General features: G+C 47.7%; 10 protein-coding genes. 6 read left to right on the top strand and 4 right to left on the bottom strand.

Annotated features, from left to right (window positions below):
- Positions 1 to 361 precede the first annotated feature (361 nt).
- Positions 362 to 2965: a VIT domain-containing protein gene (locus NG792_RS02745; RefSeq protein WP_261234429.1), complete on the bottom strand. Its 2604-nt coding sequence runs from the start codon at positions 2963 to 2965 to the stop codon at positions 362 to 364.
- A gap of 354 nt (positions 2966 to 3319) precedes the next feature.
- On the opposite strand from NG792_RS02745, the gene NG792_RS02740 reads away from it, so the two are divergent.
- The 3 genes from NG792_RS02740 (at position 3320) to NG792_RS02730 (ending at position 5806) form a co-directional block, all read left to right on the top strand.
- Entirely contained in the window at positions 3320 to 4384 is a 1065-nt protein-coding gene (locus tag NG792_RS02740) for a ParA family protein (RefSeq protein ID WP_261234428.1), read from the top strand.
- Positions 4368 to 5117, top strand: a complete 750-nt coding sequence (locus NG792_RS02735; RefSeq protein ID WP_261234427.1) for a HEPN domain-containing protein — start codon at positions 4368 to 4370, stop codon at positions 5115 to 5117. Before NG792_RS02740 ends, NG792_RS02735 begins: the two co-directional genes overlap by 17 nt.
- Before the next feature lie 71 nt (positions 5118 to 5188).
- A complete protein-coding gene (locus tag NG792_RS02730) occupies positions 5189 to 5806 on the top strand; it encodes a Uma2 family endonuclease (protein ID WP_261234426.1) in 618 nt (205 codons plus the stop codon).
- Between the two features lie 151 nt (positions 5807 to 5957).
- On the opposite strand, the gene NG792_RS02725 is transcribed toward NG792_RS02730, so the two are convergent.
- A complete protein-coding gene (locus NG792_RS02725; RefSeq protein WP_261200048.1) occupies positions 5958 to 6284 on the bottom strand; it encodes a helix-turn-helix domain-containing protein in 327 nt (108 codons plus the stop codon).
- Positions 6285 to 6287: 3 nt separating this feature from the next.
- Positions 6288 to 6665: a type II toxin-antitoxin system RelE/ParE family toxin gene (locus NG792_RS02720; protein WP_261200049.1), complete on the bottom strand. Its 378-nt coding sequence runs from the start codon at positions 6663 to 6665 to the stop codon at positions 6288 to 6290.
- 300 nt (positions 6666 to 6965) lie between these two features.
- Here NG792_RS02720 and NG792_RS02715 point away from each other — a divergent pair, with 300 nt between their 5' ends.
- Positions 6966 to 7928: a protochlorophyllide reductase gene (locus NG792_RS02715; protein ID WP_261234425.1), complete on the top strand. Its 963-nt coding sequence runs from the start codon at positions 6966 to 6968 to the stop codon at positions 7926 to 7928.
- A 123-nt stretch (positions 7929 to 8051) separates the two neighbouring features.
- Complete coding sequence (locus NG792_RS02710) at positions 8052 to 9554, top strand: NB-ARC domain-containing protein (protein WP_261234424.1); 1503 nt, start codon at positions 8052 to 8054, stop codon at positions 9552 to 9554.
- 116 nt (positions 9555 to 9670) lie between these two features.
- Here the strand turns inward: NG792_RS02710 and NG792_RS02705 are convergent, their stop codons facing one another.
- On the bottom strand, positions 9671 to 12358 hold the full coding sequence (locus NG792_RS02705) for an nSTAND1 domain-containing NTPase (RefSeq protein WP_261234423.1): 2688 nt from the start codon (positions 12356 to 12358) through the stop codon (positions 9671 to 9673).
- 477 nt (positions 12359 to 12835) lie between these two features.
- On the opposite strand from NG792_RS02705, the gene NG792_RS02700 reads away from it, so the two are divergent.
- Positions 12836 to 13423, top strand: coding sequence for an HD domain-containing protein (locus NG792_RS02700; RefSeq protein WP_261234422.1), 588 nt, complete (start codon positions 12836 to 12838; stop codon positions 13421 to 13423).
- Positions 13424 to 13442: the final 19 nt, after the last annotated feature.

The following is a 13442-nucleotide window of genomic DNA, read 5'->3' as shown; positions in this document are numbered from 1 at the left end:
CGATTGACTTCAGCTAACTCCACTGGGGACGGGTTGAAGTTTGAGCAACAGCATCGTCTCTCAACCGCTTTTGGCTTACTTGGAAAAGCGGTTTAACAAAGATAGCACGCTACTTTTGTTTTGACTAGCCTCTGATGACAGAAAAAACTAAATTAATTGTAAAGTTTTTTAGCTTGGAGAGAAAAAGAAACAGGGGGGGCGGGTTAACGGCTCAATTGCCGAGGGTGCAGCCTGGGGGCTAAAAACCCGATAAAGCTTGATAGGACAACGCTTTCAGTCAATTTTTAACCCGCCCGGTGCGATGTGGCTCTTGTGGAAACGACGCCGGTTACCGCAATCCCCCAGTTGTCGCAGTAATGCTCTAGGCGGAAATCCGCACCCGCAGCAGTACGGTAGTGGAGAGGGAGAGTTCAGCGCGCCAGGTAAACAGCGATCGCCGGATTGCCTCTGCCACTTCCGGATCATCCCCAGAAGACTCCTCTTCATCCAGAATCACCTGTTTCACTTGTCCATTAGTAATCCGCAACTCCCAAACCAGTTCTCCACTCACCCCAGGAGGAAGCTGCACCGCTTGTAGATGTTCTGTCAGCAAGGCGATCGCCTCAGCATCTAATCCCGTCACACTCACAAGCTTTAACCGCTGTGGCGGCATTGCAGGTTTTGGCGCTTGAAAAGTGAGTTTAACCGATTCTGAAGGGGCCTCTAATTGAGGACGGACCTCAAATTCGCGAACTGATAACGATTCATCCTCCGCCTCAGGGAGACTTTCAGGCGAGAATTGTACGTCATTTATATCGGAAATATCAGCATCCCCACTATCCGAGGATTCTCCCTGAATCTGCGATCGCATCTTGTCCATGTCCAAAAAAGACCGTTGTGGCATCGAGGGGGGGGACTGCGGTTTGTGGGTCCGGCGTGGCTCCTCTGGCACCTCAGTACCTTGGTACTCTCCTCGCTCATTGAGTAAATTGGCATACAAGGCCCGACGTATTGACATCTTGAGTTTAGGAGAGATCGCACGGTTCAACTGCGGGGGGGATGGCGCATAACCGGCATCCACCGAGCCCAAATGCTGTATTGAGCCAAAAATGCCCTCATAGCTCATTTCTTCTGGCATTTCCACGGGCACTTGTACCGAAACTGATGCCTCGGGATGATCCCCTCGCACCTCATCGCTAACAGCAACAAAGGCTGTATATTGACAGAGTAATTGATAGGCGATCGCCGTCTGGGTGACTGCTTCCACTCCAGACTTGGTTTCTCCTCTCACCATCTGATTCATCACCGCCTTAATCCGGGAGCGTCCCCACAATTGAGCTACTGCCGGATTTCCTCCGCGCTCAAAATTCACCTCAAACCGTTGCTGATAAAGAGTACCCCCCGCAGGGATTCCCGAAACCTGCAAGGTTCCCGCAACCGCATCCGCTTTGCGTCCAAATAAAACCAGGGGTTGTTCGGCAAACAAATCCGGTGCGATCGCCGGATAAACCACCGGAGACTCGCCCTCACCTTCCCAAGTCACCTGGATATTAGTCAACACCGGATTATTAATTTGTCGGAAGAAGCGTTCCACCGTTTCATCTGGCGCTTCATCATGACGAATCACCCGCGAAATTCCCCGTCCGATTTCGGCAATTCGATTGAGTAAAAACCGATTAACCGAACTCCCAGCACCAAAACTATACAGACGGTTCCCCGGTTTAAGATGGCGCTGCACCTCCGCCAAAATTTGATTATCATTGCCGATATATCCATCAGTTAGGAGAACAATACTCCGCAATCGTCCTGGATCGGTGAGCGGGAAATTTAACACCGTTTGAATGCCTTGTAACATTTCAGTTCCCCCACCAGCAGTCAACTGATTAATATAGGCGATCGCCCGGGATTGATTGTTGGGGGTATTCGGAAGCGGAACCGGAGAGAGATGCTGGGTCGTATTAGCAAAATTGATAATACTAAAGGTATCATTCGGGTTCAATCCTTGGATAAACCGGCGCATCAATTCCTGGCACTGGCCCAACGGATGCCCCATTTGAGAACCCGACGTATCAATCAAAAATACTACATCTTTGGGGACAATTTGTTCCGGAGCATAGTCCAGCGCCGGGATGAGATACAGGGCAAAATGTCCACCTTTGTCATCGGATTGAGCCAGTAAAGTCGATTGAGTAGTTTTTGAGGCAACTTGATAGCGCAGAATAAAATCTTTATTGGGGATAGTATCGCTGCCAACTAAACCCACGCGCACCTGTTGTCCCTCATGGGAAATATGCAATTGATGAGAGGGCGATCGCACCGCTTGAATGTTCACTCCCGCATCAATTTCCACAGTCATATTGATATCATGACCAGAACGAGTTCCCGCAGGTAGAATTGGCGCATTTAACCGAGTGGCATCGGGAACTAAATCTGTATCTTGATTTTGAGACATCGGTCCCGGGGCCGACCCTGAACCCACCGCATTTTCCCCAATGGGAATACCGGGAATATAGCGGGGACCGACCACCATTGGAAAGACAAATTCATAATTTCCCCCTTCAAATTGCAGACTCGCCGAATAGCGAATAATCACATCAATTTGCTCACCGGGTTGGATGTTAGCCAGAGATTGGGTAAAGATATTATCTCGTTCTTGTTCTAAAAGCCCAGCAGTGCGGCCCTGTTCTTTAGCTTGCTGGTAAATTTGTTGAGCTTCTTCTCGTTGTTTGATGTGACCTTTTATGGTGCGATCGCCGATTTTAATCAACATCTCATCCACCGCCGCTTCATCCGGCAGCGGAAAAATATAGACCGCTTCTAAAGTCGTCGTAAAGGGATTTTCAAACGTTTGGGTAACTTCCACCCGAGAGAGATTTCCCGCAACTTTAGCACTAACTTCCGTATGTTTAAGGGGAAAGGCAATTTGCTGGGAATCAGGGGTTTGAACATATAAACCAGCCGGTTGGCGATCGAGCATCTGAGACATAAAATTTGGCCTCCATTTCTGTGCTATCTTCACTCTAAGCCCGTTCCCCGAAGAAATCTGCTCAGTTTTGTGCTCAGTTCAGTGTTCAGTTCCCGGTTCAGGGGTGGGGGCCAGGGTTTCTGTCGGCTCGCCAGTCTGGTAAACTCAAAGGTATTAAATCTTACGCTGTTCTAGTTGAAAGGTCAAAACTTGTCAGCCAGGGTGATGCAGCAATGAGCGAAAATGCTATAATAACCCTTAAAATCAAAACCAGATTACAGAATTACAATGCTGAGGGCCGGAATTCATCAACCGTTTTAAAAGACCAGCATTTCCCAAAAAATAATTTTAATCAATTAATCGGAGGTTGATTCAATGGTTCAAAAAATTGCCTTATTTAATCACAAAGGGGGCGTCAGCAAGACAACCACCACCTTTAACCTGGGTTGGATGCTGGCCTCAAAGGGTAAAAGAGTTATTATGGTGGATGCTGATCCACAGTGTAATCTGACGGGCATGGCATTAGGGGAAGAAACGGAAGATGATGAAGCGAGAATAGAAGGAATTTATCATACCTATTCTAATATCAAAAAAGGGTTAGCCCCGGCTTTTGAATCCCAGCCTAAAGCTATTGAAGCTGTAGACTGTATTCCCATTAAGGGCCAAGAGCGGTTATTTTTACTCCCGGGTCATGTAGGATTTGCTGAATATGAAGCGACTCTAGGGATTGCTCAGGAACTCAGTGGATCGATTCATGCCCTCAGAAATTTACCCGGTTCTATCAGCGATTTGCTGGATAAAACAGCGGAAAAATTTGAAGCTGATTATATTTTAATTGATATGAGTCCTAGCTTGGGTGCAATCAATCAAAATATCCTGATGACTAGCGATTTTTTCATGGTGCCAACTACCGCTGATTTTTTTTCAGTCATGGCAATTGACTCTTTGGCGAAAGTTTTACCGAAATGGTACGCTTGGGCTACTAGAGCAAATTCGCTTCAAATATTAAAAGATGCAACCTATCCATTCCCCGATGTTAACCTTAAATTTTTAGGTATTATTGTGCAGAATTTCCGAATCATTAATGGGAGAGAAACAGGAGCCTTTGAAACTTGGATCCAAAAAATTGAGCAGAATGTTAGCTCTAAATTAGTTCCCATCTTAAAAAGCCATAATATGATGTTGCCAGAGCAGGAATATTTTAATCAAGAAATTAATGATAATTTTTGTTTAACTAAAATTTCAAATTTTAATAGCTTGATTGCCAAATCTCAAGAGCATCAAGTGCCAGTTTATGAGTTAACACCTCAGCAACTAGGTCAAACTGGAATAGTGCTAAAAAACAATCAGAAAAAGCAGGAGGATTTTAGAACAACCTTTTCGGATTTAGCCGATAAAATTATAGGGCTAACTTCTACGGCTTATGCAGTCAGCGCTTGACCAATTTCGGATTAGCATCAGTCGGGTGAGAGACTTGATTTCTCTTCATAACTCGCTCACGGCTCAATCGACGGCTGCTTTAGATTTATCGGATATGTTGAGGTCAGCACTTGTACTAGGGGTGAGTGCCTTGGATTACTATGTCCATGAAGTCGTCACTTTAGGAATGCTGGAGATTCAAAGAGGTCAACGTTTGGAACCCGCCCCTCCCCCAAACAGTGTTCAATCCTCATTTTCTCGCTTTCAAGTTTCATTAGGGGGTGCCAGACAGGACCGCTTGAAAGCATTAGATATTGCCTCATGGCTAGAAAATGAGATTGCCCAAATACAAGGACCCGTATTTTTACAACAGTCCTATACTCTGTCAGCGTTGTTACCTGCGATCGCCACGAGTATTCAAAACCAATTGAATAATACAGCTTGGCTAGAAGATGAAATTCGGGAACGCCTGGGATATTTGAGTTTTCAACACCCGGACAAAATAGCAGATGCCATTCGATTAATTTCGGATAAAAAACTTTGGGAGGAGGTTGCGAATCAAATGGGGAAACCGCAGAAGGATATTAAACAACAACTCAAGGCGATCGTTGATCGCCGGAACCAAATCGCCCATGAAGCTGACATTGATCCAACTTATGGGATTGGCAGTCGCCGAAATATTGATGCAGTCTCAGTCACGCACGCTATTGATTTTATTGAGGAGATTATCGAAACGATTCATCAAATCGTGTAAAAAAATAATCTATCTCAAGCCACTCCCATATCCATTACAATCAAATTAGAGCGGTATGAGGATGAGCCAGCATGATCGCAACCCCCATAAAATCGGAAACCGTCACCTTGCAATTACCGTGGGACCTGAATCTTCAGGTGACTCCAGAGCAATTTGCTGCGATCGCCGCTGTTAACCCTGAGTTAAAACTAGAACGGACTGCCACAGGAGACTTGATTGTGACTCCCCCCACTGGCGGCGAAACGGGATATCGCAATATCAGAATCGCCTATTTTTTGGTCAAATGGATTGAGGAAGAAGGAGGAAATGGCATTGCCTTTGATTCCTCCACCGGATTCACTCTCCCCAATGGTGCGAACCGTTCTCCGGATGCGGCTTGGGTGAGTATAGCGCGTTGGCAAGCATTAACCTCAGCGCAACGGAAAGGGTTTGTTCCTTTATCTCCTGATTTTGTGATTGAATTGCGGTCCGAGTCGGATAGTTTTGCGAAACTCCAAAGCAAGTTACAGGAGTATATCGACAATGGCACACAATTGGGATGGTTAATTGACCCGCAACAGCGACAAGTTCAGATTTATCGCGCCGGACAAGGGGTGGAAATTGGGGTGAATCCGAGTCAATTATCTGGGGAGATGGTGTTACCGGGGTTTGTGTTGAATTGGGAACGGGTGTACTCAGTTAAATTATAGGGGTTACCGCATCCCGGTGATGATGACTATACAGTGATATAGCGAGTCTAAATGAATGGGACAAATTTTAAAGAGAGTAAGAGTAAGATGCTTCCTTTCGGTGAATTCTAGGGTCATAATGATTTAGATTCGCTAAGTTAGACGCCTATCATCACGTAACAACTCGGGTTTCAGCTTGTGAACGAGAGGGTGGCTTCACTTTTACCCTAATTTCCACATCTCTACCCAAGGCATTTAAAAACCGAAAGAGTCGTTCAGTTGAGAAACCTAAGAGTTTGCCATTGATTAATGCTGAAACTGTGGGTTGGTCAATGCCTAAAATAATTGCCGCCTCAGCTTGAGTCATGTCATGCTGAGTAATAATGCTAGTAATTTGATGGGCCAGTTTAGCCTTGACAAGTAGCTCGTCAGCATTCTCTAAACCTAAGTCGGAAAATATATTGCCGCTGCTTGCTTTAACTTCGATTTTCTCATTCATTTTTTACTCTGTCGGCTGCTCTTTATAATTTTCTAAATGGTGCTCTTGGGCTCGCTTGAACCTGGCCTCGATCAATTTAATATCTTGTTTAGGGGTAGCAATACCTTGCTTGGATTTTTTTTGAAAAGCGTGCAAGACATAAACTGCACTGGCAAATTTTACGGTGTAAACGGCCCGGTAAGTGTCTCCGTCAAAATTTTCTACCACTTCAAGTACACCAGCGCCCTTAAATCCTTTGAGTGGCTTCGCCGAAGGATATTTGTCACCGCATTGAGCTAAGTATAGGGCGTAACCCATGACTTGACGGATATCCTCGGGAAATTTCTTCAAATCATCAAGAGCGCTACCAATCCACTCAACGGGTTTTAGTAATTCACTCATCCTTGAAATATGCTAATTTTAGCATAATATTTTCAATCATCCTTTGCTTAACACCAGCCCGCTAACTCGCTAAGACCCCCAGGAGACTTTTACAGGACTGACGCAAAAGGCCCAGTTTGTAAGGGCCTTGGCCACAACCCCGTAAATTCGGAGTGGGTAAGTGTCACGGTATGCAAGCCCTGTTATAGCATGGACCCATGCTATCATCCCGTGGGACCCCCGAAAAAATTTAGTTTACCATCGCGATCGCATTATGAGATCCTAGATCTAGTCAACAACGGTCAACTCATTTCTCTACCGATGGAACAAGATCGAAAGTCAACGGTCGTCATCACGGGCGCATCCTCCGGGGTCGGTTTATACGGCGCGAAAGCCCTGGCGAAACGAGGATGGCACGTGATCATGGCCTGTCGGGATTTAGCCAAAGCTGAAAAAGCCGCCCAGTCTGTGGGAATGTCTCCGGACAGCTACACGATTCTCCATATCGATTTAGGCTCCTTACAAAGCGTGCGTCAGTTTATCAATGACTTCCGCGCTACGGGTAGGACCCTGGATGCTTTGGTCTGCAATGCGGCCATTTATATGCCGTTAATCAAAGAACCCTTGCGGAGTCCGGAAGGGTATGAACTGAGTGTCGCGACGAATCACCTGGGTCATTTCCTCCTGTGTAATGTCATGTTGGAGGATATGAAGCGATCGCCTGCGCCGGATAAGCGCATGATCATCCTGGGAACCGTCACCCACAACCCTGATGAACTCGGGGGTAAAATTCCACCTCGTCCCGATTTAGGCGATTTCAAAGGGTTTGCTGAAGGATTCAAAGACCCTCACTCGATGATTGACGGCAAGAAGTTTGAACCCGTTAAGGCGTATAAAGATAGCAAAGTCTGCAACGTTTTAACGATGCGGGAACTTCATGAACGCTATCATGAATCAACGGGAATCACCTTCACCTCTCTTTATCCCGGATGTGTTGCGGAAACGCCGTTATTCCGGAACCATTATCCCCTGTTTCAAAAAATCTTCCCCATCTTCCAAAAATACATTACCAAAGGATATGTATCTCAGGATTTAGCGGGAGAACGAGTGGCGGATGTGGTTGCCGATCCGGAATACAAACAATCCGGCGCTTATTGGAGTTGGGGAAATCGTCAGAAAAAAGATAGAAAATCTTTTGTCCAACGGGTTTCTCCCCAAGCGCGGGATAATGATAATGGTAAGCGGATGTGGGAGCTAAGTGCTAAGTTAGTAGGACTGGCATAAGTTACTGCATCAGATTACTGCTTTTCCGACTAATTCTACGGGGGTTTTTACCTCCGTAGATTTTTATCATTAAGTGCCGCTCAAGGTTCACGGTTTCATGTTATTCCTCGATAGGTCTGAAGTATGTTAAAGTCGCTGAAGGCATCGACGGAAGGATTGGCAGTCGCCGATCGCGCAAGAAAGCGTTTGGGTTGGACAAAAACCAGTACAGCACGGTGGTGGCAAGATGCTCATACCTCCCGCGCCACCTTAAGACGATTTTGGCATGGCGATCGCATTCAACGGGAGATTTTTATCGCCATTTGTGCCACCCTAGGGATTAGCGACTGGCAGGCGATCGCTGAACAATGTGAAGCGGATTTTGATCCAGCTATTCCGGAGTCTCCTGCGATCCGAGACTGGCACGAAGCGCCCGATTTAGACTCATTTTTCGGACGCGATCGCGAATTGGCACAACTGGAACAATGGATTCCCACCGCTAAAATGCTCCTCATTTCCGGCATGGGTGGCATGGGAAAAACCGCCCTCGCCCTCGCTTTTGCCGACTCGATTCAAGCGGAATTCCAGGGGGTAATCTGGCGATCGCTTCACCATTACCCCTCTTTAATTGCTCTGCTGGATAGTCTTCTCTCCACCTTAGAAAGGACCTCGGTTACCAATCTAGCCAAAGGGACAACCCAATTACTCCACCATCTCAAACATCGGCGCTATCTGCTCATTTTAGATGGATTAGAAGCGGTGTTGCAGTCACCGGAATTGGAGACAGAATACACTCATTTCCTCCAAACCTTAAATGGCGATCGCCATCAAAGTTGCATTCTGCTCACCAGTCGCGAACAACCCCAGGCAGTCCCCCTAGAAGGTAGAACGATACGCGCTTTAACCCTTTTGGGATTGCGAAATCCAGCAGCTTTAGACCTGTTAAAATCCCGAGGATTCACCGGCAAAGAATTAGGAATTTCGGCCTTAATTCAACTGTATCGGGGGAATCCATTCGCCCTCAAAATTGTAACTCCGGTAATTCAAACGGTATTTGGGGGAAATATCGCCGCCTTTTTGAATCAGAATACCCTGATTATCGGCGATAGATTACGAACCCTGTTGCACCAACAATTGGAACGCCTCTCTGATTTAGAACGAGAAATTCTCTACTGGTTAGCAATCTGGCAAGAACCCGTTTCATTTTGCCGACTGCACACCCATTTTCTGGTGTTACGCGATCCGGCAGCATTATTAGAAGGAATTGCCAGTTTAGAGAGGCGATCGCTGTTAGAATCCTGGTGTGGAGAGGAGTCCTCTGCCTTCACCTTGCAACCCTTGGTGATGAAATCAGTCCGGGATGAATTAGTCGAACGTGCCACAGCAGAAATGAAACGGGTGGTGCAGAGTCATGATATTCGCTACTTTAAAGTATTGCGATCGCTGATGTTAGTCCGACCCGGAACTGACGATATTGCAGGCGATCAGATCATCAATCAACTGCGTGAAAACCTCTGGCAAATCTATGGTACGACTCTCCCCCAAACCTTGCACAACGTGCTGGCTTTGTTACCAGACAAATCCCCCTTGGCAGTGGGTTATATTGGCTGTAATGCGATCGCCCTGCTGCAACCATTAGATTTATAGAGGCGATCGCCCGTCCTCAAATTTACCCTCACCTTATCCTAAACTGGTTTTTAAAAGCCCATTTTCTCTTAGCCCGCGCCGAGGGTGTAAAGTTCTTCTAAAAACCAGATTCCGAATCACCCCTGCAATACCATCCGGCAAATCTCCTGATCTACCATTTGATAGCGCGGTACGGGGGTATCGTATAGGCGGAAGAGTAAGCCAGACTGCACTAAGATTTCTAGGACTATCTGTAATCTCTCCGGACTGCCTCCAATTTCCGTTCTGAGCTCTTCTAGGGTTTTGCGGCAGGGATAGGGCATGGTGGGGGACTGTTCCGAGTCTGGGGTGGGTTTGGCAAGGGTTTGCAGGGCTAATCGGGCGATTTGTGTGTTCTCTACGCCACAGTCTGCGATCGCCTCTCGGATGCCTCGGCGGAGTAAGGCTGCTTTGCCGCCATATTGTTGATATTCGGCTAGGGTGGTAATCTGTTCGGCTTCCAGTTGTGTACCCGCTAACTGTAACATCAGCCCTCGCACTTCCGCGATAGTACCTCGGGCTAAGTCTTTGACTAATTGCTCGCTCAGTTCCTCTTCTAGGGGAAATTCTGCCTGTTCTGTTAACCCCATTATCGCCCGTTGAGCAGTGCCCAGGGATAAGTCTTGCAGGTGATAACACAAAGTTTCCCGCGTCTCGCGATTGATAAATTCTAGCGATCGCAGGGATTCATTGTCTAGGAAATCAGCCAGATGTTCGGACCGCAAACAGACGATCGCTTTCACAAAGGGAACATTCAAGCAGTCGTGCAAAAATTCATAAAACAGGTGGCGGTGTGACTCATGGGTACTATCAAATAAGTCGGCATCCACATCAAACAGCAGGGCGGTTAAGACGTTGCGATCGCCATGTTCCCCCAGGCGATCGCACAGGTTGTGCAGAATGGGAATGCGATTTTGCTCCGGAGTCGTGTCCACTCGGGGTAATCCCATCTGAGCAAAGGCGCGATTAAATACCTCAACGGCGCCGGGGAACCAATCCCCTCGAATAGGGATAACCAGGGGTAATGCCAGATGGAGTCCGATTTGTTTTTGATGTAAAGCGGGGGCTAATTGCGCCGCTAAGAGAGAAGATTTGCCCACTCCTGCCGGACCATGAATCAAGGTAAGTTTGTAGTCTGGACGGCCAATGCGGGTAATCGCACATTTGATTTCGGCTTCTCGTCCGGTGAGACTGGAACCGGCATAACGTTTCCGGGGAAAGGGGCGATCGCCGATGCCGAGATGTAGCAGTTGGGTGGGATTTAGGGGGTGGAGTTGGGGTTGCAGGGGTTGTGCACCGATAAAGGCGCGGAATCCATATTGATGTTCCAGGGCGTAGAGTTCCTGTTTGAGGGCAAAAGCAGTGAGGCGATCGCCTCGGTTGAAGTAGAGCGCTCGCAATTCTCGAAGGATTTCACTGTATAAGCGAGGATTACATTCCGGTTGCGCTTGGGATTTAGCTTCCTCTAGGGTGGCAATGGCGTTTTTACTCTCACTGAGTGCAGACAGTGCTCTACCTAATAATAATAAATACCAGCCTCGATGATACTGGGCGGACCATTCTAGAAAACTGCGTTTTTCCCGGGTGAGAGTCGTGGTGCGGTAGGATTCCAGAATCTGGAGGGCGTTTAAGGCAGACTGCTTGGCGAGCGCCCATTGGGAGTTCCCGAGGGCCACTTCCCCCCAATAGCCACAATCCTGCGCCTCGGCGATCGGGTCGGGATATTGTTGATGCAGTTGAGTGGCGACAGATGCCACCTCTTCCAATCCATCGTGGTCCCCGAGTTTTTGCAGCACTTCCCCCAGGGCATTAATAAATTTTGCCATCAAATCCGGGCGGTGGGCTTGTTGGTAAATGGCGACACATTGCTGAAAATAGTCTCGCGATTGCCGGTAGGCTGCCTGGGCTGCCCCCCGATGTAACAGCGCTTCCCGATGCCAACAGGCCCCCAGATAAAACAGCAAGCAGCCATACCGTTCTAAATGGGGGGTAGAGTTTTCCTCCGGCGGATTCCCTGAAGCGGCGACTGTCGGCACTGCTTTTTGCCAAAAGGCGAGACTGCGCTGGTAAAATTCCCGGGCGGTTGTCAGTTCATCATGGCTGTAGGCATTCCAACCCCGCACAAAATCTAAACAGGCTTGTAAGTAGGGGTCTAGACTCTCCCCTGCCCGTTCAATATCTTTAATGGCACAGGCGATTTCCTGGCGATGGGTATGGGTTAAAAGTTCAATGGCAGCACCCACTTGCAGTTGGTCTGCCCCGGCTTCTAGGATGCAGTTAAATAAACTTTCGGCGGTTTGGCGCAAGCGTTCGATTAGTTTAGGGGTGGGAATTTCAAATTTAATGGAGGGTCCCGCCCAGCTTTTGAAATTGGGGGCAAATTGCGTGATGCGATGAAGCAACTCATCAGTTACCCAGAGAACTAAAGGGAAGGGAAACTGCTTGCGAAATTCGTCCCGGACTAAATCAATGGAAATTAATAATTCATCGATCGCCACTGCCGATTCTAATCCCAGAACCATGACCCCGGGGAGTGAGGGTAATTCCCCAAATTCCTCCATCATTTTACCAAATAATGTGGTACTTAAGGGGTGTAAATGGATTTCTGCCACAGAAACCGGACATCGTTCCCGCAGTCGTTGCAGCATTTCTGTTTGCAAATGCCGATAATTGCACCGCACCAAAATGATGGCAAATTGTTCGGCAGACAAAGCGATCGCCCTCGATAGGGTATTTAGGGAGCGTTCGTTGTAAGCCGCTACATCTTCGGGCTGTTGTTGTTCCATAATAACTGCAATTTAGTCGAAAGCGGCGATTGATTAGACCTCTTGCTTCAATCTCTTAAGCCGATTGGCGTTAATAAGGGGGGGAAAGGGGGTTCAATCCGGAATGAAAGCAAGAGGTCTATTCTTGAGGGTCCGGTTGTTTTTTTTTAGGAGAAGGATGACTTCTCCTGGGATTTCGGCGCAAGTCCCGTAAGAACGGGAATGGGTTTAGTTTAGCTTAAACTGAACGGAATTTTGACCTTGCTCTGGGAAAAGCCCCTAGACTCATCCGTAGCATTTTGCCTGACATCTTTCCATGATAATTTAACGAGTGCCTGAAAATTTTGCGGCATTATTTTAGTAACTCTAGTGGCGGGTATCCAATCCGGGATTTTTGAGCAACCTCACCGTGAAATCTACAAACTGGGTGAGGGTGGGTTGGTCCTGAACCTGTTAAAATCCAGCGTATCCTAACTTGCTGCTTCCGAAGGGACATCAATGCTATCAAACCGCTTTAATCAGGCTTTAACCTTTGCGGCGGAACTCCACGCACCACAACAGCGCAAGGGTTCGGGGGTGCCTTATGTTGCTCATTTACTGGGGGTAACCAGTATTGCCTTAGAATATGGGGCCAATGAAGATGAGGCGATCGCCGCATTACTCCATGATGCGATCGAGGACCAAGGGGGGGCCGCTACCGGGGCCGAAATTCGCCGTCGCTTTGGAGACGTGGTTGCTACAATTGTAGAAGCTTGCACCGATGCTGATTCTACCCCAAAACCCCCCTGGCGAGAGCGCAAAGAACTCTATCTGTCTCATCTTCCCACAGCTTCCCCATCGGTCCTCCTGGTGAGTGCCTCGGATAAATTGCACAATTCCCGGTCAATTCTTCAGGATTATCGGGCCGTGGGAGAGGCTGTCTGGGACCGTTTTAAAGGCGGTAAAATCGGGACACTCTGGTATTATCGCGCCTTGGTGGAAGCCTTTCGTCTCACAGCGGTTAATCCCTGGTTATTTGCTGAATTAGAGCGGACTGTAATGGCGATCGAACAGTTAGCCTTGGACCCGTCAGAAATAACCCGATAAACCCGCCGGATCACCCGGG

The sequence above is a fragment of the Laspinema olomoucense D3b genome, assembly GCF_025370785.1.
GTDB lineage: Bacteria > Cyanobacteriota > Cyanobacteriia > Cyanobacteriales > Laspinemataceae > Laspinema > Laspinema olomoucense.
Note: the sequence above shows the minus strand (reverse complement) of the source record. Positions and strands in the feature narration are given on the sequence as shown.